Source organism: Methylomonas paludis, assembly GCF_018734325.1.
In the GTDB taxonomy this organism is placed as follows: domain Bacteria; phylum Pseudomonadota; class Gammaproteobacteria; order Methylococcales; family Methylomonadaceae; genus Methylomonas; species Methylomonas paludis.
This window is the reverse complement of sequence record NZ_CP073754.1, coordinates 2,840,126-2,863,323: the sequence shown is the minus strand read 5'-3', so window position 1 is coordinate 2,863,323 and position 23,198 is coordinate 2,840,126. Positions and strand designations below refer to the sequence as shown.

Genomic DNA, 23,198 nt, shown 5'->3' with positions numbered 1-23,198 from the left:
TTCAGAAAACCGCCGGTTGCTACAGGCGGTTATATAGGTTTGGTTAATGATGTGAAATTATAACAGCTGACATGAAAATCCCGCCGACTCGCGGCGGGATTGGTCATGGCGCTTATTTTTTGTCGTCCTTAACTTCTTCAAATTCGGCATCAACCACGTCATGATCGGCTTCTGCTGCGTGTTCGGCATGGCTGTCATGGCCACCGGCACCCGCTTCGGCTGCACCTTTTTGGGCATAGACGCGCTCAGCCAGTTTACCGGATAACTCGGTTAAAGCGTTAGTTTTTGCCTCAATGGCATCTTTATCTTCGCCTTTCAGAACAGCATGTAAATCACTGATTGCGGATTCAATCGCACTGCGTTCTTCACTGCCGACCTGATCGCCCAAGTCTTTCAGCGACTTCTCCGTGGCATGGATGATACCTTCTGCACTATTGCGTGCCGAAACCAGTTGCGCCAATTTACGGTCTTCATCAGCATGAGCTTCGGCATCCTTAATCATGCGTTCCACTTCATCATCCGATAAACCGCTGGAAGCCTTAATCACAATAGACTGTTTCTTGCCGGTGGCTTTGTCTTTGGCCGAGACATTCAGGATACCATTGGCATCAATGTCAAACGATACCTCAATTTGCGGGATACCGCGCGGTGCAGGTGGAATATCCTGTAAATCAAAACGACCCAGCGATTTATTGCCGGCGGCAATTTCCCGCTCACCTTGCAACACATGGATAGTCACGGCTGTTTGGCTGTCTTCTGCAGTAGAGAAAACCTGAGACGCATTGGTCGGGATGGTAGTGTTTTTTTCGATCAATTTGGTCATCACGCCGCCCATGGTTTCAATACCCAAGGATAGTGGAGAGACATCCAGCAATAATACGTCTTTCACGTCACCGCCCAGTACGCCAGCTTGAACCGCAGCACCTAACGCGACCGCTTCATCCGGGTTAACGTCTTTACGCGGCTCTTTGCCAAACAGGCTTTTTACAAAAGCCTGCACTTTCGGCATCCGGGTTTGACCGCCGACCAGAATCACATCGTTAATTGAACTGGTGGATACACCGGCATCCTTAATAGCTTGCAGGCAAGGGCCTTTGGTTCTCTCGATCAGTTCGTCAACCAGTGATTCCAGTTTGGCGCGGGTCAGCTTCACATTCAAATGTTTAGGACCGGTGGCATCGGCAGTAATATACGGCAGGTTGACATCAGTTTGTTCGGCAGACGACAGCTCGATTTTGGCCTTTTCGGCAGCTTCTTTCAAACGTTGCAAGGCCAAAGGATCATTATGCAGATCTATACCCTGATCGCGTTTAAATTCACCGGCCAGAAAATCGATAATCCGCATGTCAAAGTCTTCACCACCCAGGAAAGTGTCGCCATTGGTGGCCAATACTTCAAACTGGTGTTCACCTTCAATTTCAGCAATTTCAATAATGGATATATCAAAAGTACCGCCGCCCAAGTCATAAACTGCAATCGTGGTATCGCCTTTGGGTTTGTCCATGCCGAACGCCAGCGCTGCGGCTGTCGGTTCGTTAATGATACGTTTTACGTCCAGACCGGCGATACGGCCAGCGTCTTTAGTGGCCTGACGTTGCGAGTCATTAAAATAAGCCGGTACGGTGATGACCGCTTCGGTAACTTCCTCACCCAAAAAGGCTTCGGCATCTTTTTTCAGTTTCATCAAAACCCGTGAAGACACTTCAGGTGGTGCCATTTTACGGCCATGGCATTCTACCCAGGCATCACCGTTGGTGGCTTCAATAATTTTATAAGGCACCATTTTAATGTCTTTTTGTACCGCATCTTCTTTGTAACGGCGGCCTATCAGACGCTTGATAGCGAACAAAGTATTTTCCGGGTTCGTCACGGCCTGGCGTTTGGCGGATTGGCCAACCAGGACTTCGTTGTCGCCGCTAAATGCGATAATGGAAGGCGTGGTACGTGCGCCTTCGCTATTTTCGATGACACGCGCCACTCCGTTCTCTAGCACAGCAACGCAGGAGTTGGTGGTTCCTAAGTCAATACCGATCATTTTAGCCATTTGATTATTGCTCCAGACTTGAATTTGTAAGGTTTAAAGTTGTAAGTGATATGCGGGTGATCGTGGAATTTTCAAGCCTGCTCATCATTTTTTGTCGAATTAGCCGGTTTATCTTCAGCTTTGGCAACCACCACCATGGCCGGACGCAATAAACGGCCGTGGATGGTATAGCCTTTTTGGAATACTGTGATGACGGTGCCTGGTGCCAGATCGGCACTGGGTTGCATGGCCATGGCCTGATGCAGTTCCGGATTAAAAGGTTGACCAGTCGGATCCAGAATTTCAATATTGAATTTGGCAAAAACCGTTTCAAATTGTTTAATGGTTAGTTCGCTGCCTTCTTTGAATTTAAGCACTTCCGGGCTATCGCCGCTGACAGCTTGCAGACCCAGTTCCAGGCTATCAATGACGCTGAGCATTTCTTTAGCGAATTTGGATAAACCGTATTTGCGTTCGTCATCCAGATCTTTCTGCACCCGTTTCTTCAGATTTTCCATTTCCGCCTGGGTGCGTATTGCCTTGTCAAGATTGGCGGCGGCCTGAATTTGGGCTTGTTCCAGAGCCAATTGCAAAGTGGCGATGTCGGTCAATTGGTCTGTGCCAGTTTCGTGGTCGGTTGATGCTGCGGGACTGACGGATTCTTCAAGCACTTCAGCCAGTATTTCAGTTTCTGGTTTGATTTCGTGGCTTGATTGTTGATGACTCATGGTTAACTCCATTATTCAAAATTTGGTTTGTCCTTAATGTTGGGGGCAGTTTATTTAGGATTCAAGGCTGCACCCAATAATTTTGCCGTGACATCCACAAACGGAATCACTTTTTGATAATTCATTCGGGTGGGGCCTATCACGCCCAGTACGCCAACCACTTGATCATTAACAGAATAGGGCGCCGTCACCAAGCTGCATTGATCAAAGGCCCGATATCCGGACTCTTCACCAATAAAAATCTGTACGCCATCCGAAGCCAAACATTGATCCAGCAAATGAATTACGCCGCGTTTATGGTTAAAGGCCTCAAACAACTGCTTAAGCCTGTCCATATCCGATAATTCCGAAAATCCCATTAAATTAGTTTCGCCACTTAACACATAATCGTCTTTCGGTTGTTGGGCAAAAGTCAGCTGAGCAATATTGACCGCGTCCAGCATAGCCTGATTGACAGCAACGCGGTCATTTTCCAGATCGCTGACCAATAATTGCCGAATGAGTGTCAGGCTGCGGCCGGCGTAAACCGAATTCAAATAGTTGGCAGCTTGCTGCAATTCCGCAGGACTGAACAATTTGCCGGTATGAATGATTTTATTATGCACTTCATCGCCATCGGTGACAAAAATCACCAATACTCTGGTATTGGACATCGGCAAAAATTCAATATGCTGCAAAGTCACATTTTCACGGCGCGGCAAAGTGACCACGCCCGCCATTTGCGTTACCTCAGATAATAAACGCGAGGCTTTGCCAACAACGTCGGTGATTTTTTCAGCTTCTATACATAAACCATGTTGCAATTGATCCAGTTCGGCAGAAGCTAGTGGTTTTACTGTCAGCAAGCTATCCACAAACATCCGGTAGCCACTGGCAGTGGGTATTCGTCCGGCTGAAGTATGCGGCGAATGGATCAGCCCCATATCTTCCAGGTCGGCCATCACATTGCGGATACTGGCCGGGCTTAAATGGATTTGTGGATCTTTGGACAGCGCTCTGGAGCCTACAGGCTGGCCGTCATGGATATAACGTTCCACCAGGGCTTTTAACAGATAGAGCGATCGCTCGTTTAATTCATGACTTTTTATCACACTTATACCCAACCATAGCAATTGGCACTCTAAATACTGGAGTGCTAGGCAAAGCTAACAGTTCGGCAAAATCTTGTCAATATGACAAAGCAGGGAATTGAGCATAGAAGGGTCGTGTGCCACGCGCCAAGCAAAGAGGCCGTGTGCTTGGCGCGGGTTCGGCACTATTTTTAGCAAAATCAAACAGACACGAATGTGTCGGTCATAAAAAAATACCGCTAGCATGATTTGCATCATGCCAGCAGTTAATCTTGCTGTCAGACAGTTAAATCAACTGTGTGGTGCAATATACCAAATGCTTATGCCGCAACCACTGATGATTTCACAGCAGATTTACGACCAGATGCCCAAGCAATCAAAGGTAAGCCCAACAACAGCATCGCCCATTCTTCTGCTTCTGGAACAGCTGCAGCATTGATGGCTATGTTACCTTGAAAAGGAAAGTTGGCGAAAGAAGTACCAAAAATTTCAACTGTATAGGTAGTGGAAGGTTCTAATTTTACGTCGCCAACAATAGCGCTGTAATCATAGGAGTTTGGACCAATTAAGGTTTTGGTTGCGGTAACCGTATCAATCAAAGTGCTACCTTTAAATACTTCAACAGAGCTTAATTCATAGCCCACTGTAGTATCAGAAATGATTTGACCATTAAGATTAAGGATAGTTTCGAATGTGAAAGAATAAGTCGATGTGCCGCTTAAAGTAGAGGCTAATGACGGTGAAGTAAAGATATATTTGGTATCTGAGTCTGCACTACTGATATATGTATTGCTAGGTATACCTGACAAAGTACCTAGGTTATGAGTGGTTGTAGCGTTTGCCAGCGGTGAAAAAGCAAATGCCATAATGGCTAGGGATAGAGCGATTTTCTTGGCTTTCATGATGCGTCTCCGTGTATTGAAAGGTTTTTTTGCCAACTAAGGCACTTTTAAGGTACACCGTTTTTATAAAAATATCAATATTTAAATTAAGGGGACCTTAATTGTTTTTAATCGACCAATGCCTTTGAAAATAAGCCGACCGATAATTTTTTGCAGCCCAATTATTAGGTATATATACCTAAAAAGGGGTGACATTAGTCACCCCTAGGTAATAGCATTCTTTATTCAGGCTGTGTCAACCAGTCATGGAATTACAGCGTATTAACCGCGTTCAATTCCTGAAACGCCTGTTCCAAACGAGTTACCATGCCAACCTGGCCGGCACGTTGCCAAACCCGTGGATCATAGTATTTTTTATTTGGTTTGTCAGGGCCGTCAGGATTACCGATCTGGCCTTGTAAATAACCTTCATTTTTCAGATAGAAATCTTTAATACCGGCCCAGGTTGCCCATTGGGTATCGGTGTCGATATTCATTTTTACCACACCGTAACTGATGGATTCCTTGATTTCTTCTGGCGATGAGCCTGAACCACCATGGAAAACGAAATTCAGGGTGTTGTGTGGCACGCCAAATTTTTCAGAGACATAGGCCTGTGAATTGGCCAGAATGGATGGAGTCAATTTCACATTACCTGGCGAGTAGACACCATGTACGTTACCAAAAGAAGCTGCGATAGTAAAACGATGACTGATTTTACTTAATTGCTCATAAGCATAAGCCACATCTTCGGGTTGGGTATACAGTGATGAGTGATCCACACCGCTGTTATCCACACCATCTTCTTCACCACCGGTGACGCCCAGTTCAATTTCCAGAGTCATGCCCAATTTGGACATGCGTTCCAGATAATGACCGCAGATTTCAATATTTTCTACCAGACTTTCTTCAGATAAATCCAGCATGTGTGAGCTGAACAGCGGTTTACCGGTAGCCGCAAAATGTTTTTCGCCGGCATCGAGCAGGCCGTCTATCCAGGGTAATAATTTTTTTGCAGCATGGTCGGTGTGTAAAATCACCGGTACGCCATAATATTCAGCCAGAGCGTGGACATGCTGAGCACCGGAAATGGCGCCGAGAATGGACGGCAGTTGACCTTCCAGTTTTAAACCCTTACCGGCGACAAAAGCGGCGCCGCCGTTTGAAAATTGCACAAATACCGCAGATTTTGCTTTAGCAGCGGCTTCCAGTACCGAGTTAATGGTATCAGTACTGATTACATTCACTGCCGGTAAGGCAAATTTGTTTTCTTTGCAGATAGCAAAGATTTTTTGAACATCTTCACCGGTAACAACACCGGGTTTAACTACGTCTAATATTTTTTGAGACATGCATTCACCTTAAGCTTAGGGATGGGATTGCCGAGCTAGGCAATCCCCATTTGAATAAAGCCTGTACCAGGCCGTGAAACGTTCAGTACAGGCGGAGCTGTTAAGCTTCCAAACTAGCCAGGCGATCCGACAGCAGTTTTTCCAGAGTTTCCAACGCTTTGGTAAAGCCGTCAATACCTTCAGCCAATTTTTCTTTGGCCATACGGTTGGCTTCGTGCATAGCGTCAAAAGTGGCTTTATCAACAACGATTTTTTCAATATCAGCCGCAGCCGCTTTCACTGGATCCAGTTTACGCGGTAAATCACCTTCCACAGCTTGTAATTCAGCCAGCAATGAAGGCGCAATGGTCAGCAAATCGCTGCCCGCCAGTTCGGTGATTTCGCCGATGTTTCTGAAGCTGGCACCCATTACTTCGGTTTTATAACCGAATTTTTTATAATAATTGTAAACTTCAGTTACAGACAATACGCCTGGATCTTCAGCTGCTGGGTAAGAATCACGACCGGTATCTTTTTTATACCAGTCCAGAATCCGGCCGACAAACGGCGAAATCAAAGTGATGCCGTTTTCAGCGCAGGCAATCGCTTGGTGTAAGCCAAACAACAGGGTCAAATTACAGGCAATGCCTTCTTTTTCCAGAACGGCTGCTGCTTGAATACCTTCCCAGGTTGCCGCAATTTTGATCAGAATTCTCGATTTTGAAATGCCCGCTGCTTCGTACTGAGCAATCAATTCCCGGCCTTTGGCGATGGTGGCATCAGTGTCATAAGACAAACGCGCATCAACTTCAGTAGATACCCGGCCTGGAATGATTTCCAGAATTTTCAGACCAAAGGAAACCGCCAGTCGGTCAAAAGCCAGTGATACTACATCAGCTGCAGCAGCATCTGCACCCAAAGTAGCTCTGGCCGCTTTCAGGGTATCGTCAACAATACCCTGATATTGCGGCATTTGTGCAGCAGCGGTAATCAAGGAAGGGTTGGTGGTGGCATCTTGTGGCTTGAACGTTTCAATCGCCTGGATATCGCCAGTATCAGCAACAACAACAGTGACTTCGCGGAGTTGTTCAAGTAAGTTTTTTGCCATAAATATATCCTCAAGGTAATAAAATTTAAAAATTCCTTTAAAAGCCATGCGGCCTGTCAGAAACAGGCCGCATCAACTAATAAGGCATTAGTATCAATAATCAATGTAACTATGCAGAGTTAAAGTTGCCCATAATCCACTTTGATTAGGCGCGTATTATTTTCAGCTACGTACTGATTTAAATGGCTATCAGGCAATGTTTCCCTGAATAGTTACCAATCAACTAATTCAAATTCTGCTACACGCAGAATCGCCACTCATTGCAATATCCTTTAGCAAGCCAGATAAGGATACTGCAAGTTTGTGGCGATTTGTTAAAACCGTTAATAGCGATGGTGGTGACAACTAAGCGTCAATAAGCTCGGTAGTCAACAATTAACCATCAACCTTTATCGCGCAGATATCTTTCTACACCAGTGGTTTTGGCGGCAGCAGCGCTACGATCCTTAACAATTTGTTTTGCTACATATTTGGCAACACCCGTGGCAGGATTGGCGCCTTGTTTTTCCAGATATTTAGCAACGCCTGTTTTGTTCAGGCCTTGTTTCTCCAGGTATTTTTCAACGCCGGTGGCACTTTGATCTGTACTGGAGGCAGCAGGCGCGCTGCTGGAACCGGTGCTGACTGCAGAGTTCTTTTTGTACAAGAAAAATCCTACTGCTGCCAGGGCCAATAAACCAATCAGCGTATTGTTATTAGAAGCAGTTGGCTCGGCTGCGCTGCTTTCCGCACTGGAAGCTGCTGCGCTGGATGTGGCGGCAGAGCTTGCTGCACCGCTGTTTGGAGCGGCTGCAGAGTGTTTATATTCAGCATCATTAAATAATACTTTAGGCTGATAGTTGGCGGCAGGAAAGTTGGGGTCAGCTTCAACAGGCTCAGCGGTTTTTTTAGTCGTACTAGAGCCTGCGGCAGATGTGGCGCTGCTGTCACTAAACAATACCTTAGGTTGAAAATCTGATGCCGGGTAATCGTTAGCGGCTATTGCCGACGAGCTTGCCAGCACTAATGCAGTCAATACAGCTGTTGTTAATTTATTTTTATTCACGTTTTTCACCTATCATTTCGTTGAAAACGCATTGAGGCCGGGCGATAGCCGACCTCAACTCGTTGGTTATTAAAGCACTGCTTCGACATTAGCGACAACATTTTCGACGGTAAAGCCGAATTCTTTGAACAGCAGAGGCGCAGGAGCGGATTCACCGAAGCGATCCAAACCGACAACTTTGCCGTTGCTGCCGGCATATTTCCACCAGGTGTCGGTGACACCAGCCTCGACAACAACGCGTTTGCTGATGCTAGGCGGCAATACGCTGTCCCGATAAGCTTGATCCTGCGCTTCGAAAACGTTGGTCGACGGCAGGGACACCACGCGGATGTTTTTGCCTTTGGCGGTCAGTGCTTCTGCGGCTTTGACAGCCAGTTCGACTTCGGAACCGGTCGCGATGATGATGGCATCCGGGGTGCCGGCGCTGTCTTTCAGGATGTAGCCGCCTTTGCTGATGGCTTCGATTTGCGCGGCTGTCCGCGGGATGTGCGGCAGGTTTTGGCGCGAGAAGATCAGGGTGCTAGGGCCATCTTGTCTTTCCAGCGCGGCTTTCCAACTGACGGCTGATTCAACGGCATCACAGGGCCGCCAGACTTGCATGTTGGGGATCAGTCGCAAGGTGGCGGTTTGTTCGACCGGTTGATGAGTCGGGCCGTCTTCGCCCAGACCGATGGAGTCGTGGGTGTAGACGAAGATGGTGGGGATTTTCATCAGGGCTGCCATCCGCAGGGCGTTACGGGCATATTCTGAGAACATCAGGAAGGTGGCGCCGTAAGGTTTGAAGCCGCCGTGCAATACTAGGCCGTTCATGATGGCTGACATGCCGAATTCGCGCACGCCGTAGTAGATGTAGTTGCCGTTGTAGCCGTCGACGTTGACATCTTTGCAGCCTGACCACAGGGTCAGGTTGGAGCCGGCCAGGTCAGCTGAGCCGCCGAGCAGTTCAGGCAACAGCGGGCCGAAACCGTTCAGGCTGTTTTGTGAAGCTTTACGGGTGGCGATGGTTTCGGCTTTGGCATCGACGGCGGCAATGAAGGCGTTGGCTTTTTCGGTCCAGTCGCTAGGCAGCTGACCTACGATGCGGCGTTCGAATTCGGCAGCCAGTTCTGGATAGGCGGCACGGTATTTTTCGAATTTTTCGTTCCATTCGCTTTCCAGACGGGCGCCTTTATTGTTGGCATCCCAGCCGGATTTGATGTCAGCCGGTATTTCGAAAGCAGGGTAAGGCCAGCCGATACGTTCACGGGTAGCCGCGACTTCGGCTTCGCCCAGGGCCGCACCGTGGCAGTCTTCTTTGCCTTCTTTGTTGGGTGAACCCCAGCCGATAATGGTTTGGGCGCAGATAATGCTCGGTCTGTCGGTGACTTGACGCGCTTCGGCAATGGCCGCTTGAATCGCGGCGGCATCGTGGCCATCCACTTTAGGGATGACGTGCCAGCCATAGGCTTCAAAGCGTTTTGGGGTGTTGTCCAGGAACCAGCCGCTGACGTTGCCGTGACCACGGACTTCACCGTCAATGGAAATGTTGTTGTCGTCGTAGATGGCAATCAGTTTACCCAGGCCCAGTGAGCCTGCCAAAGAGGCGGCTTCGTGAGAAATGCCTTCCATTAAGCAACCGTCGCCTAAAAACACGTAGGTGTAATGATCGACGATCTCATGGCCGGGTTTGTTAAACTGGCCGCCCAGGGTGCGTTCTGCCAGCGCAAAACCGACGGCATTGGTGATGCCTTGGCCTAAAGGGCCAGTGGTGGTTTCGACGCCCGGTGCATAGCCGTATTCAGGGTGACCGGCGGTGCGAGAGTGCAGTTGGCGGAAGTTTTTCAGTTCTTCTATCGGCAGGTCGTAGCCGCTCAGGTGCAGTAACGAGTACAGCAGCATAGAGCCGTGGCCGTTGGATAATATGAAACGGTCACGGTCTGGCCATTTCGGATTAGCCGGGTTGTGGTGCAAAAAATCGTTCCACAGCACTTCGGCAATATCAGCCATCCCCATCGGCGCTCCGGGGTGGCCTGAGTTGGCTTTTTGCACGGCATCCATACTGAGTGCGCGTATGGCGTTCGCTAAATCTCGACGCGAAGGCATTGTTGGTCTCCTTTTATTTGTTATTTTAAAGGCGATGCTTGACTTTTCAAGCCATCACTCTGGCTGAGGCTTTGTTAACTCCCGGCGACGACAAAACCAATAGGCTATTGTTAGGGTTGTGGCCTGCGTCATCACTACGACAGCAAATATTTAGAAGGCCTGCGTATCCTTGGATTAGGTGCAGGCCTCTAGTTACAGTGAGATTATTCCAGATTGGCGTGTCTGGATCTCATTTCTTCTTCAGGAATACCTTTATCGTGTATCAAATGCGATACGGTGGCTTCCAGGAAAAACAGGGTAGACAGTTCGAAAACAGTACCCATAGGCATACCTTTGACTTTACCGTACAGCTCGTCTTGGCCGATCTGCAAAGTCAGATCAGCCAAGTCGCCAATCGTTGAGTCGGCTTTGGCTGAAATCAGCAAAATTCTGGCACCGATTGATTTGGCTTTTTTGGTAAAAGCAATTAATTGCTCGGTTTCACCGGAACCAGAAATAATGACCAATAAGTCACCCTCTTTGATGCTGGGGGTGACGATTTCGCCGACTACGCTGACATCATAACCACTGTGCATCAGGCGCATGGCAAAAAACCGGCCTATCAGGCCTGAGCGACCAGCACCGGATATAAAAATCCGTTTTGCGCCATCCAGATAATCAGTTAACAGCTTATCGTAAGAGTCGCTGGTAGCTTCAAGTATGCTGGAAATTTTGTTAATAATGAGTTCTTGATGCATGATTTATACCGCCGCATCAACCAATTCACGGATTTCACGCGCAGCTTCAGCTGGTGATGGTGCGCCGTAGATAGCCGCACCAACTACGATGATGGTGGCACCAGAAGCAACTACTTGTTGTACAGTAGATTGTTTGATACCGCCGGCAACGGAAATTCTGACGTTCAGGCCCAGAGCCGCGATGTCTTGCAAGTCCGCAAATGGGGTTTGGCCGGCTGCTTGCGCATCCAGACCGGTGTGAATACCGACGATTTGTGCGCCCAGTTTCACAGATTCTTTGGCAACAAAAGCTTTGTCGTCAACATTGATCAAGTCAACCTGTACTTCCGCACCGTGTTTTTTAGCTGCTTTGATAACGCCGCCAATGGTGGCCAGGCCGGATACGCCCAGTACGGTCACGATGTCTGCGCCAGCTGCATAGAATGCACCGGCTTCGTATTCACCTGCGTCCATAGTTTTCAGGTCAACCAGCAACAGTTTGTCTGGGAAACGTTGTTTTAATTCTTTGACCAGGTTAACGCCGTTATATTTGATGCAAGGGGTACCGATTTCAAAAATATCGACGTATGGCGCTACTTGATCAGCCAGGCCAACTGTTTGGTTGAAATCTAAGGAATCCAATGCAATTTGAATTAATGGTCTTGCCATGTGAAGTGCTCCGAAAGTTTTTAATTTTAGTAATAGCCGATTTTTGCAAATAGCTACGCTTGCCACATACTTGTGATGCATCTGTAACTGTAAGATAGAAATGGGATGCATGTCAATGCCCCCGTTATCGCATTCCCGGCAAAAACGGCTTAGGATGCTTCCTGCAACAGATAAGCTAAGTATATCTGCAATAATTAACTTAAATATGTAGCTAATGTCAAGTGTTGATTCAATATAGTCCGTCAAGTCGGTTCAGCGCAGGCGGACAGTCATCTAATGATGAGGTAAATAAAAAGCTATGCCAGGTATTATATTAGTAGTGAATGCTAATCTATATTGGCGACCAACATTGCTCTAACCGGGGCCGGCAAGCCTTCGCAGGTCAGGTCTGGATTATCGGCATCCAGAAAATCAGCCAAAGAGTGAAAACGCATCCAGGTGGTGCTGCGCTGTTCAGCGCTAGTAGTTTTGCTGATGTCAAGAAGCCTGATATTACGGTAGCCGCAACGCCGCATCCAGCCCATTAAGGCTTCACAACTCGGTAAAAACCAGACATTCCGCATTTGCGCGTAACGTTGTGCCGGTACCAACACGCTATCACTACCGCCCAGGATAACCAGGGTTTCCAGAATCAGTTCGCCGCCAGGCCGCAAGCAGGCTTTCAATTCCAGTAAATGATCGATAGGGGAGCGGCGGTGATACAACACGCCCATTGAAAACACCGTATCAAATAATTTCAAATTGGCTGGCATATCTTCAACAGCCAGAGGTAGCACATGGATAGCCGCTGCACCATAGAGTTTTTTAATAGCCTGAAATTGCATGACACTCAGCAGAGTCGGGTCTATGCCGATTACCAGTTTAGCGCCGGCCCCCAGCATACGCCAGCAATGATAGCCGTTGCCGCAGCCTACATCCAGAACCAGCCGATTTTGCAAAGGACTGATATGGTCTTTGCAGCGCTCCCACTTCCAGTCGGAGCGCCATTCGCTGTCAATGTTGATACCATATACATTGAACGGGCCTTTGCGCCAGGGGTGCAGCTTGGTTAAATTGGTCAGCAATGCCCGGGCCTGCTCAGGAGTCAAGTCATTGGTGGTGCCAATGCGCACTTCATTAAGCAGATCGGTAGTGATAGTCGGTAGTTCTGGGAGTTGGTCAATCGCCGCCTGCCAGCCCGGCAAATCACCGTGTGAGTCGGAGGCAAAAGCATTTTGCAACTGTGCCGGCAAAGTCTGCAGCCATTCAGCGCCGCCAACTTTGGCTAGTTCAGCATACAAAGACTGATACCCAGTCATTTCAAGGCTATCATCGAGGCAAAATTAAAATATTGAAACCAGATTTCTGCACTGCTGAATCCAGCTTTGAGTAAACGATTTTGATGAACTTCAAAAGACTCCGGTACCAGCACATTTTCCAATGCCGAACGCTTCTGGCTGATTTCCAATGTACTATAACCCTGCGCCTGTTTGAACAAATGATGCATATCTGCTTGTAACACCTGTTGGCGCGGATCAGCGAAAGCCAGTTTTTCCGATAAAATCAGGATCCCGCCGGGCAATAAGCCCTGGTAAATTCGGCTCAATAATGCTGCCCGGTCGTCAATCGGGATAAATTGCAGCGTAAAATTCAATACCACTACCGAAGCCTGACTAATTGCTACTTCGCGAATATCCGCGCAGACCAAGTCTATTTTGTTATCCGTGCGAGTCAGTTGCAAATTATTCGCCAAGCGCTCGATCATGGCCGGTGAATTATCCACTGCAACTATCCGGAAATCTTGAGCCTGGATTTGGTGCTGCATAGCAAGGCTGGCGGCTCCCAACGAGCAACCTAGATCATAACAAGTGCTGTGTTCCTGACAAAACCGCCCGGCCAGCAAACCTATCGCCGAAATAATGGCTTGATAGCCGGGTACCGAGCGCTGGATCATGTCCGGAAATACATTGACCACCGGATCATCAAAATTAAAAGCAGCTATCTGACCTAGTGGCTGCGCATACAGTTGGTCTTTCCCGGAAGTCATATCAAAAACGCAAAGAGTCTAAAGACTCAATCCGACAACAGGGCAAAACGTACAGACGACAAAATCAAAGTGTTGAACCATTAAACAGGCTTAATCAGGTCTTGTCGGCGCGATTGTTCAGTGCCTCAGTATTTTTTTTGGCCAATTGATTAATAACTTCCTGCAGAGAGCCAGAACGTTCCATGTCATTTTTAAAGCCAGTGCGGTAATTGGTGACCAGACTTACACCTTCAATGATAATGTCATAAACTTTCCAGTCATCATTAATATGCAACATGCGGTAATTAATTGAAATGGGTTGCAGGCCGGGTTGGAGAATTTCGGTTTTCACCATCACCTTGCGTTCATCCTCTTCCTTGTTGATCGGTAAAAACCGTACTGACCAATCTTTTAATTCGAACAAGGCGCGCGAATAGGTTCTAATCAGTAGAACCTGGAATTCCTTTTTAAAGCTGTCTTTCTGATTTGGGGTGGCGTCTTTCCACATTTTTCCCAATACCAGAGACGAAATCAGGTCAAAATCTACATGTGGATAAATAACCTGATTAACAAATTCGTTGATTTTTTGGAAGTCTTTGACAAACCCAGGATCCTGCAAGCGCTGTTTCAGACGATTAGATGCATCCTCAATGGTCACTTGCGGGTCAATCAAGTCAGGCGCAGCTACCGCAGCAGCAGACCAGAAATTTACCATTAGACTAAAAACCAAAATCTGTAAAAAATACATATAACCTTTAATCATTACCGTGCTCTAAAAGATATTTTTTAGCTCAATTGCAAAATTCCACAGCTATTCAGCCGAAAACTGGCAGACCGATGTATAAAATGCGGCTATATTGCCGCTGACCCGCATATTATACATCACAATCCAGACTCTTACTAAAAACGATTTCCATATAAAATCATAATGTTATGCTGGTAAATCCAGAAACATGCCAAGCCGGTAACGACCGCTACCGCACTTGGCTTCTTAGTTATCAGCCCCATCATGTCATTAATTAGCGATAACATAGTTAACCCGCTAATGATTGCCCAGGAGATCCCGTCATGTCCAACATATATGCTTACAGTGCCAACGATATCAACGGAGAAACAGTAAATCTTGATCGCTATCGTAATCAAGTGGTATTGATCGTCAATACCGCCAGTCAGTGCGGATTCACCCCGCAATATCAGGGATTGCAAACCTTATATCAGGCTTATCAGGTGCGGGGTTTTGTGGTGCTGGGCTTCCCATGCAATCAATTTGGCGGCCAGGAGCCCGGAACTCATCAGCAAATTGGGCAGTATTGCCGCAGTAATTATGGTGTCAGTTTTCCGCTGTTTGAAAAAATAGCCGTAAACGGAACTAACACTCATCCACTCTACCAATATCTAAAAAATGCCGCCCCAGGTTGTTTTGGCAGTCGCGCCATTAAATGGAATTTCACAAAATTCCTGGTTCAGCGTAATGGCGAAGTAGCGGCCCGGTGTGGCTCGTTGATTTCCCCGCTGCAACTCTGCAGCAAAATTGAGCGCTTGTTATAATTTTGTCTTATAAATGTGCTGTAGTACATTCGTATTATTTGGTTAGGGGCAATCCCTTATCGGTGCCTGATTGCCTGAATCGGGCAATGTTTTTAGCATAGACATAAATTAATATCCTATAATGTAATATACATTTCAATATATATCATTTCACCTGGTTTTCAACATTCTCTATTATCTCTAACAGTTATATACCATTGCATTCATCCCAACTCCTATGATGTTGGTCGCCAGGCAATCAGGATGCCATTATGCAGCAAAGGCCGCTATGGATGGCGTTCCCGTCCCGTCCCCGGCCCAGCCAGCTTCAAGGTAATGCAAATAGCGCTTAATTCTTATTCAGCATAGACATATAAAATGAGTCAAAGCTTCATCATGCCCGGATTCCGGTTAACCCTGGCCTTCACATTGTTCTACCTGGGCTTAGTGGTATTGATTCCGCTAAGCACCCTGGTCTTCAAAAGTTTGCAACTCGGCTGGAGTGACTATATCAGTATTATCACTCATGAACGTGTTCTGACTGCCTTCCGGGTGAGTTTTGTAACTTCACTAATTGCCGCACTCGTAGCTGGGTTGTTTGGCTTTATCATTGCCTGGGTTATGGTGCGTTACTCATTAACCGGAAAGCGATTTTTGGATGCGCTGATCGATCTGCCTTTTGCTTTGCCAACAGCCGTTGCCGGAGTGGTGTTAGCCACCATCTATCAACCTAGCGGTATGCTCGGTAAATGGCTGATAGACAATTTCGGCATTAAAGTAGCCTATACCCCGCTCGGCATAGTCGTAGCGCTGATCTTTATCGGTATCCCGTTTGTGGTTCGTACCATAGAGCCGGTATTACAGGAATTTGACACTTCCATGGAAGAGGCTGCTTCCAGTTTAGGGGCCACCCGCTGGCAAGTGTTTGTCAAAATTATATTCCCCAATATATTTCCGGCTATGTTAACTGGAGTGTCATTAGCATTTGCTCGTGGAGTTGGAGAATATGGATCAGTGATTTTCATAGCCGGTAATCTACCCTATGTTTCAGAAATCGTACCCTTACTCATTGTCACCAAGCTAGAGCAATATCAATACGCCGGCGCCACAGCAATTGCCCTGACCATGCTGGTACTGTCTTTCATACTGCTACTGTTCATCAACCTGCTGCAACGCTGGGTGCGAACCCGTTCAGGACAACTTTAACAAAGGATTAAGCACATGCATGTTGTATCGCATCCTATTACAAATCATGGTCAAGCCTATCGTCAGGCCCTCAACGATCCCACTTGGGTAAAATGGTTACTGATAGGTATTGCCGTCAGTTTCATCGGCCTGTTTATTTGTGTGCCCTTGGGCTTGGTGTTGTATCAGGCCTTGGCAAAAGGCTGGCAGGCTTATTTTCACGCCTTATCCCAACCGGATGCCCTGGCGGCTTTGAGGTTAACGCTAATCGTAGCCATCGCCACCGTGCCGCTTAATACTGTATTTGGTGTTGCTGCGGCTTGGGCCATCGCCCGCTTTGAGTTTCGCGGCAAAAGCCTGTTGACCACCTTAATAGACTTGCCGTTTTCAGTTTCCCCGGTTATCTCCGGGATGATCTTTGTATTGATGTTTGGCAGCCAGGGTTGGTTCGGCAGCTGGTTGGCGGCGCACGATATCAAAGTCATTTTTGCCACACCCGGTATTATTCTGGCTACCCTGTTTATCACTTTTCCCTTTGTAGCGCGTGAACTCATCCCTTTGATGCAGGAAATGGGCAATGAAGAAGAAGAAGCCGCCCTATCCCTAGGGGCTAGTGGCTGGAAAACCTTTTTTCAAGTCACTCTGCCCAATATCAAATGGGCATTGTTATATGGTGTGTTGCTGTGCAACGCCCGGGCAATGGGCGAATTCGGTGCGGTGTCCGTGGTTTCCGGGCATATCCGTGGCTTAACCAACACCCTGCCGCTGCATGTAGAAGTCAGCTATAACGATTACGATGCCGTGGGAGCCTTTGCCAGCGCTTCGATTTTAGCCGGACTGGCCATAGTCACTCTGGTGTTAAAAAGCTTTCTGGAATGGAAACAAAGCCGCTAGCCATAGGCACAGCCAGAAAATGAAACAAATTTATTTAGAGAAAAAGTCATGAGCATTGTACTAGAGAATATCAGCAAAAATTTCGGCAAATTTGCCGCACTGCACAATGTCGATCTAGAAATTCCCGAAGGTGAGCTGGTGGCCTTACTCGGTCCCTCTGGTTGCGGTAAAACCACGCTGTTGCGCATCATTGCCGGTTTGGAAAGGCCCGATCAAGGTCGCATATTGCTGAATGGTGAAGACAAGACCCAATTGCATACCAGTCGCCGCGGCATTGGTTTCGTATTTCAGCATTATGCCCTGTTTCGCCATATGACCGTGTTTGATAATGTCGCCTTCGGTTTGCGGGTAAAACCGCGCCGGGACAGACCTAGCGAAGCCGAGATCGCAGAAAAAGTCCATAGCTTATTAAAATTGGTACAGCTGGAATGGTTGGCTGAGCGCTTTCCCGACCAACTTTCCGGTGGTCAGCGCCAAAGAATCGCCTTGGCTCGAGCCTTGGCTGTGGAACCCAGTGTATTACTGCTGGATGAACCATTTGGTGCGCTGGATGCCAGCGTTCGCAAAGATTTACGCCAATGGTTGCGCAATTTGCATCAAGAATTGCACATTACCAGCATTTTCGTTACCCATGACCAGGAAGAGGCCATGGAAGTAGCCAGTCAAGTCGTGGTATTAAATCATGGCCGTATCGAGCAACAAGGCGCTCCCGCCGAAATATACGAAAACCCCAGCAACGCCTTCGTATCAAAATTTATCGGCCAAACCAATATTCTCAATCTATCCCAACATGATGCCGACTGGCTAAGCGATGCCGGGATTTTAAGCGGAGCACCTCAGGGCAACATCGCTCATATCCGCCCGCATAATATTGGTATCGAAAAAGCTGAAGCCGACTCCCGTTCCCCATTGACATTAAAAGACTGGCAACATCTCGGCTCAATTATTCGCATCGAACTATACAATTCACAACTGCATGAACAGGGCACCAGTCTATATGCGGAAATGCCCACCGAGCGTTTCAAGCATTTGAATCTCAACAAAGGTGACAAGGTGGTGGTGCACATCAAGCATGCGCACTGGTTTAATTAAATAATCAATCTGCCAAAACTATGAACCTCAACCAAATCGAATTGCTGCGCATTCTGCAGGAAACAAACTTTAACCAGTCCAAGGCCGCAGAAAAACTCAATGTTGTGCAATCTGCCGCCAGTCGGCAATTACAGCTATTTGAAGAAGAACTTGGTTCCCCAATTTTTGAACGCCATGGTAAAAAACTATTGGGATTAACCCCCTTAGGTGAACGCGTGATGGAACAGGTCGAACGAATCAACCAGGCCAAAAAAAATATTCATGCCATTGCCGACGACTTTCGCGACAACCGCAACGGCTCCCTGCACATCGCCACCACCCACACCCAGGCCAAATATTTGCTGCCGACCCCAGTACAAAAGTTTCGGGAAAAATATCCAGGTATCACCATTTATATGGTGCAATCTTCGCCTGACGATCTGATTCAGCACTTGCACCATCATCGTGCCGATATCGCCATCTGCACTGAAAAACTCGATGAAGACGAAAAATTGGTAGTTAAACCCTGTTACGAATGGCAACATATTGCCGTTGTTCCGCGTCATCATCCCTTGGCTCAAGGTGACATCACCCTGGGTCGGTTGGCCTCATTTCCGATACTGACTTATTCCCCTGGATTCACTGGTCGTTCCAACATAGAAAAAGCCTTTAAAAATGCCGGTAAAGAACTGGACATCACCCTGGCTGCCGCTGACTCCGATATCATCAAAACCTATGTCCGATTGGGCTTGGGTGTGGGCATTATTGCCGGTACTTCCTATGAGCCAGGTAATGACAATGATCTGGTCGCATTAGACTTATCGCACCTGATACCGCGATCCGTCACTAAAATTGCATATCTGAAACATTTATATCTGCCGTCCTATCTGAAATATTTTATTAGTGAGTTATTATCCAGATCAGGATCAGTGCAGCAACGTTAAACCCTAGGGTAGTAGATCCCGTAACAACCGCCAGGGCTGAATCTGTAGAAACATGAGTATAATGTTCAGGTAACGCTCCAGTTAATAAGCAAGACTAAGGCTGGCGCATAATCTGCATGATACTTAGCCAGAAAATCTTCTAAGCAGGTTATATAATCTTCCTGCTGTAGAACTTTAAGCCCAGCAGCCCCACTCTCCAGGAACAACACGATGAAAATTGGTCTGATCAAAGAAATTAAAACCAAAGAAAACCGTGTCGGCTTAACGCCAAGCGGTGTCGCAAAACTCACAGCTGCTGGTCATCAAGTTGCCGTCGAACAAGATGCCGGGCTTGGTTCAGGTTTTACAGATCAGGCCTATCTGCAGGTGGGTGCAGTGATTGTCGATACCCGCACTGCCTGGGAACAGGAATTGGTCATCAAAGTCAAAGAACCGGTTGCCCAAGAATACCCTTATCTGCAACAGCAAATCGTCTTTACTTATTTCCATCTGGCCGGGGTGCCTTGGGAGCTTACCCAAGCGCTGCTGGACGGTAAAACCAGCGCCGTAGCCTACGAAACCCTAGAAGATGCCAATGGCAGACTACCCCTGCTGGCTCCCATGAGTGCCGTTGCCGGCAACATGGCCGTACAAATGGGCTGCCATTATCTGGCTGCCCATAATGGCGGCAAAGGCGTAATGCTGGGTTCGGTATTGGGTAAACGTTATGGTAAGGTTCTGATCATCGGCGATGGCGTAGTGGGCAGTCATGCCGCCAGCACCGCAATTGGATTGGGGGCCAACGTCACCGTAGCCGGTCTGTTTCCGGAAAGTGCAGCCCGCCTGAAACGGGAAATTTCCACCGATATCGACTTCATAATTTCCACGCCGGAAGCGATTGCCGCTCAATTAGTCGATACCGATTTATTAGTAGGTGCTGTGCTGGTACATGGTGCGCGTGCCACGCATGTCATCACAGAAGCCATGGTAAAAACCTTGCAGCCTGGTTCAGTACTGGTTGATGTCAGTATAGATCAGGGTGGCTGCATTGAAACCGCACATGCCACCACCCATGATCAGCCCGTGTATCGGAAACATGACGTAATCCATTACTGTGTCAGCAATATGCCGGGAGCATACCCGCGCACCTCAACCCAGGCATTAACCACCGCCACATTCCCCTATGTGCAGAAACTGGCTGATCATGGCCTGCAAGCCCTGTCCAGCGACTCAGGTTTTGCCAAAGCCCTAAATACCTACCAAGGCCATATCACCTATCGTCCAGTTGCTGAGGCTTATGCCGCCCTGGATCGCTACCAGGAACTTCCGGCCAGCTTTGGCTAAGGCTCGGAGTTGAAAGCAGTGAGGGCTTGCCCGCCACCGTTAGCGTCGGCCATGTAATAAATAAAACAGCCAAAATCCGGCAAACATGGCCGCGCCAAACACATAAAAACCAGTTAAGCCGCTACTCAGTCCAACCAGTGCCGGTCCCGGACAAATCCCGGATAAACCCCAGCCTATGCCAAAAATTGCCGCACCTATTACCAGTTTAGTATCCACAGCGGCATTAGATCCGCCACAGACAGTTTGCTCCGGCTCCAGAATGGGCTTAATCGTTGGTATCAACCAGCGTTGTGCACCGCCCAATATCAGCAAAGCACTAGCCATTACCAGTGCCAAACTCGGATCCCAGTCCCCGGCCACATCCAGAAATGCCAGCACCTTACCCGGATTCGACATCTGCGCCACAATCAAACCCAGGCCAAAAATCAGCCCAATCACAAATACAGAAAAACTTTTCAGCATCACCATACCCCACTCAATACATGCCGTACCAGATAAACCGTGATCCCGGCAGTAGTCATAAACACCAGCGTAGCAATCAGAGAGCGTAACGATAAACGGGCAATACCACATACCCCATGCCCGCTGGTACAGCCGCCGCCCAAACGACTGCCGTAACCTACCAGCAGGCCGGCTATCGCTAGCACAGGCCAGGATGCCTGTAACTCAACAGGAACCACCAAGCCGATCAAACGATACAGCGGGCCACTTATGATCAATCCTGCCAGAAACCAGAAACGCCAGATGCTTTCCTTGCCCCAGGGCGGTAAAACACCCGCAGCGATACCGGAAATCCCCGCTACCCGGCGATGACCGGCCAGCAGCAAAGCTGATGCTGCGCCAATAATTCCACCGCCTGTCAGCGCAGCCAGCACTGTTATATCTGCCATAACTATACCTAGTAAAAATAAAGCTATATTTGTTGTAACTATTCAGCGTCAAACTACCACTTTAAAAAACAAGTATTTGTAGGATGTGCTAAACGCAGTGCAGCGCATCATTTCGAGCTAACTATTTGTTTGAAAATGATAATCCAAAATTTACGCTGAATAATTACTATTTGTTAATAAAGGTTGAAAACCACCTTGTACCCTCAGCTAATTACCCGTTTATTATATAGGGTTAACAGAAGGCTGTTTCAGTCTCACGATTTTTAGGCCAAATTGATTAAAACTTATGCGACCAACCCAGGCTCAAAGAATATTGCGTCATGGTTAAACCAATATTTTGGCTGGGTAATAGTGGGTTAGATCCAGATACGGTATTTTCCGGCGAATACATAAAAGCAAAGGTCAGTTCATCCAGCGTGGTCAGTTTGTGGCTAAAACCGCCGGTCAAATGCCATTGCTGCACTGCCGGAGCCAGAATATTGAACAAGACCTGAGAACTGGGAATCGGCTGATTGCCGTAACTAAACCCGGCCCGCCAGATCCAGCTATCATTTTGCTGCCACTGACCACCGAATTTATAAACCGTCACATCTTTCCAGCCAAAACCGGAACCATTCCCGGAGCCCAGTGCTGTACTCGGCGAAAGCACCAAAGGATTGCCCACCGAATTTACTTCACTGTAAAAAATTTGCTGAACATCAAAAGCCGTGGTGATTCGTTCATTAATCGCCCAGGACAAACCGGTATCCAGGCTGGAAGGAATATCAAAACTGCCTTGTCCGGCAAACAGGCCGGCATAATCACTCAGCTGTGACATATAAGTACGGCTTTTGTAAGAAATGCCTAAGCGCACATTTTTCACCAGTTCAGCCTGAGTGCCGACTTTAAAGCCCACCCCGAACGAATAATCGCGACCATTATTGCTTAGCTTGCTTGCATCACTGGACAAGCCGCTAAAGGAAGATAGCCCCTGGCCCTCAAAATATTGAATGGCAAAAATTGGAGAAATACCCAGCGCATAACGACCGTTGGCGAAGGAGCGGGCATAAGTGGCTTCCAGAAAGCCCTGCGCCATGTCCACCCCGGTGCGGCCGGCGTAAAACACGCCGGTCGAACCATTGCCGTTCTGTACGTGGGCATAATCAGTGTTCATGCCACCGTTACCATATAGCGCCAAGCCCACACTTTGATCTTCGCTCAGCTTGTGACTCCAGCCTATGGTCGGAATCAGATAATAATTTTTCCGGCTTTCGTGGCTGCCGGCGGTCAACGGTAGCTGTCCCTGTCCTGTCGGAACGCCGGCATGATCCACCGAATATTCACGCAACGGACTGAAAAACTCCCCCTCCACATCCAGACGATTCCCCACAAACACCAAACCAGCCGGGTTCAGCGCCGCAGAAATAGCATCCTGCGAAAATGCCACATCGGCACCGGCCAGCGCTTTACTGCGGGCACCGTAAGCATTTTCAAAATAACCGCTAGTGGCAAGGGCAATCTGAGTCTGCGCCGTCAGGCCTAGCAAGGTCGCAGTTAACAAGATTCTCGAGTTTAGCCGTGTCATATTCATATCCTATGATAGTAAGTATTTTTCAAGTCCTTACATGTTATAAACCAGCCAACTATCCATCAAAACGATATTATTAGAATAACATATCGAAAATTACCATAATAAACCTAAAAATTAATTTTTATCTAAAAAAATA

Annotated in this window: 22 protein-coding genes; 6 read left to right on the top strand and 16 right to left on the bottom strand. The window is 47.7% G+C overall.

Going from position 1 to position 23,198, the window contains the following annotated elements:
- Positions 1 to 112: 112 nt before the first annotated feature.
- From dnaK to KEF85_RS12765, 13 genes are all read right to left on the bottom strand, one after another.
- A complete protein-coding gene (dnaK, locus tag KEF85_RS12825) occupies positions 113 to 2,044 on the bottom strand; it encodes a molecular chaperone DnaK (RefSeq protein ID WP_215581169.1) in 1,932 nt (643 codons plus the stop codon).
- 71 nt (positions 2,045 to 2,115) lie between these two features.
- Positions 2,116 to 2,751 carry a nucleotide exchange factor GrpE gene (grpE, locus tag KEF85_RS12820; protein ID WP_215581167.1) on the bottom strand — a complete coding sequence of 212 codons (636 nt, stop codon included), beginning with the start codon at positions 2,749 to 2,751 and terminating at the stop codon, positions 2,116 to 2,118.
- 50 nt (positions 2,752 to 2,801) lie between these two features.
- Positions 2,802 to 3,842, bottom strand: a complete 1,041-nt coding sequence (hrcA, locus tag KEF85_RS12815) for a heat-inducible transcriptional repressor HrcA (RefSeq protein WP_215581165.1) — start codon at positions 3,840 to 3,842, stop codon at positions 2,802 to 2,804.
- Between the two features lie 299 nt (positions 3,843 to 4,141).
- Positions 4,142 to 4,723 (bottom strand): hypothetical protein, encoded by a 582-nt coding sequence (locus KEF85_RS12810; RefSeq protein ID WP_215581163.1) that lies wholly within the window; start codon positions 4,721 to 4,723, stop codon positions 4,142 to 4,144.
- A gap of 251 nt (positions 4,724 to 4,974) precedes the next feature.
- Complete coding sequence (gene fbaA / locus KEF85_RS12805) at positions 4,975 to 6,054, bottom strand: class II fructose-bisphosphate aldolase (RefSeq protein ID WP_215581162.1); 1,080 nt, start codon at positions 6,052 to 6,054, stop codon at positions 4,975 to 4,977.
- 100 nt (positions 6,055 to 6,154) lie between these two features.
- Positions 6,155 to 7,141, bottom strand: a complete 987-nt coding sequence (locus KEF85_RS12800) for a transaldolase (RefSeq protein ID WP_215581160.1) — start codon at positions 7,139 to 7,141, stop codon at positions 6,155 to 6,157.
- A gap of 382 nt (positions 7,142 to 7,523) precedes the next feature.
- Positions 7,524 to 8,186, bottom strand: coding sequence for a hypothetical protein (locus KEF85_RS12795; RefSeq protein ID WP_215581158.1), 663 nt, complete (start codon positions 8,184 to 8,186; stop codon positions 7,524 to 7,526).
- A 69-nt stretch (positions 8,187 to 8,255) separates the two neighbouring features.
- Positions 8,256 to 10,268 carry a transketolase gene (gene tkt / locus KEF85_RS12790; RefSeq protein WP_215581156.1) on the bottom strand — a complete coding sequence of 671 codons (2,013 nt, stop codon included), beginning with the start codon at positions 10,266 to 10,268 and terminating at the stop codon, positions 8,256 to 8,258.
- A 203-nt stretch (positions 10,269 to 10,471) separates the two neighbouring features.
- Positions 10,472 to 11,005, bottom strand: coding sequence for a 6-phospho-3-hexuloisomerase (hxlB, locus tag KEF85_RS12785; RefSeq protein ID WP_215581154.1), 534 nt, complete (start codon positions 11,003 to 11,005; stop codon positions 10,472 to 10,474).
- A 3-nt stretch (positions 11,006 to 11,008) separates the two neighbouring features.
- Positions 11,009 to 11,653, bottom strand: a complete 645-nt coding sequence (gene hxlA, locus KEF85_RS12780) for a 3-hexulose-6-phosphate synthase (RefSeq protein WP_215585167.1) — start codon at positions 11,651 to 11,653, stop codon at positions 11,009 to 11,011.
- 326 nt (positions 11,654 to 11,979) lie between these two features.
- The gene (cmoB, locus tag KEF85_RS12775; RefSeq protein WP_215581152.1) at positions 11,980 to 12,951 is read right to left on the bottom strand and encodes a tRNA 5-methoxyuridine(34)/uridine 5-oxyacetic acid(34) synthase CmoB; all 972 of its coding nucleotides are present in this window, start codon (positions 12,949 to 12,951) and stop codon (positions 11,980 to 11,982) included.
- Positions 12,948 to 13,679, bottom strand: a complete 732-nt coding sequence (gene cmoA / locus KEF85_RS12770) for a carboxy-S-adenosyl-L-methionine synthase CmoA (protein WP_215581150.1) — start codon at positions 13,677 to 13,679, stop codon at positions 12,948 to 12,950. Before cmoA ends, cmoB begins: the two co-directional genes overlap by 4 nt.
- Positions 13,680 to 13,773: 94 nt before the next feature.
- The gene (locus KEF85_RS12765; protein ID WP_246534934.1) at positions 13,774 to 14,421 is read right to left on the bottom strand and encodes an MlaC/ttg2D family ABC transporter substrate-binding protein; all 648 of its coding nucleotides are present in this window, start codon (positions 14,419 to 14,421) and stop codon (positions 13,774 to 13,776) included.
- Positions 14,422 to 14,726: 305 nt separating this feature from the next.
- Between KEF85_RS12765 and KEF85_RS12760 the strand changes: the two genes are divergently transcribed.
- From KEF85_RS12760 to ald, 6 genes are all read left to right on the top strand, one after another.
- Positions 14,727 to 15,206 carry a glutathione peroxidase gene (locus KEF85_RS12760; protein WP_215581148.1) on the top strand — a complete coding sequence of 160 codons (480 nt, stop codon included), beginning with the start codon at positions 14,727 to 14,729 and terminating at the stop codon, positions 15,204 to 15,206.
- A 357-nt stretch (positions 15,207 to 15,563) separates the two neighbouring features.
- Positions 15,564 to 16,391: a sulfate ABC transporter permease subunit CysT gene (cysT, locus tag KEF85_RS12755; RefSeq protein WP_215581146.1), complete on the top strand. Its 828-nt coding sequence runs from the start codon at positions 15,564 to 15,566 to the stop codon at positions 16,389 to 16,391.
- Between the two features lie 15 nt (positions 16,392 to 16,406).
- Positions 16,407 to 17,264, top strand: coding sequence for a sulfate ABC transporter permease subunit CysW (cysW, locus tag KEF85_RS12750; protein ID WP_215581144.1), 858 nt, complete (start codon positions 16,407 to 16,409; stop codon positions 17,262 to 17,264).
- A 48-nt stretch (positions 17,265 to 17,312) separates the two neighbouring features.
- Entirely contained in the window at positions 17,313 to 18,356 is a 1,044-nt protein-coding gene (locus tag KEF85_RS12745) for a sulfate/molybdate ABC transporter ATP-binding protein (protein WP_215581142.1), read from the top strand.
- Positions 18,357 to 18,376: 20 nt separating this feature from the next.
- Positions 18,377 to 19,279, top strand: a complete 903-nt coding sequence (locus tag KEF85_RS12740) for a LysR substrate-binding domain-containing protein (RefSeq protein WP_215581139.1) — start codon at positions 18,377 to 18,379, stop codon at positions 19,277 to 19,279.
- A 210-nt stretch (positions 19,280 to 19,489) separates the two neighbouring features.
- Complete coding sequence (ald, locus tag KEF85_RS12735) at positions 19,490 to 20,602, top strand: alanine dehydrogenase (RefSeq protein ID WP_215581138.1); 1,113 nt, start codon at positions 19,490 to 19,492, stop codon at positions 20,600 to 20,602.
- A 39-nt stretch (positions 20,603 to 20,641) separates the two neighbouring features.
- Here the strand turns inward: ald and KEF85_RS12730 are convergent, their stop codons facing one another.
- The 3 genes from KEF85_RS12730 to KEF85_RS12720 form a co-directional block, all read right to left on the bottom strand.
- Positions 20,642 to 21,064, bottom strand: coding sequence for a DUF6691 family protein (locus KEF85_RS12730; protein WP_215581136.1), 423 nt, complete (start codon positions 21,062 to 21,064; stop codon positions 20,642 to 20,644).
- Positions 21,064 to 21,492, bottom strand: coding sequence for a YeeE/YedE family protein (locus KEF85_RS12725; protein ID WP_215581134.1), 429 nt, complete (start codon positions 21,490 to 21,492; stop codon positions 21,064 to 21,066). The genes KEF85_RS12730 and KEF85_RS12725 overlap by 1 nt, the downstream gene beginning before the upstream one ends.
- 277 nt (positions 21,493 to 21,769) lie before the next feature.
- A complete protein-coding gene (locus KEF85_RS12720; protein WP_215581131.1) occupies positions 21,770 to 23,056 on the bottom strand; it encodes an OmpP1/FadL family transporter in 1,287 nt (428 codons plus the stop codon).
- Positions 23,057 to 23,198 lie beyond the last annotated feature (142 nt).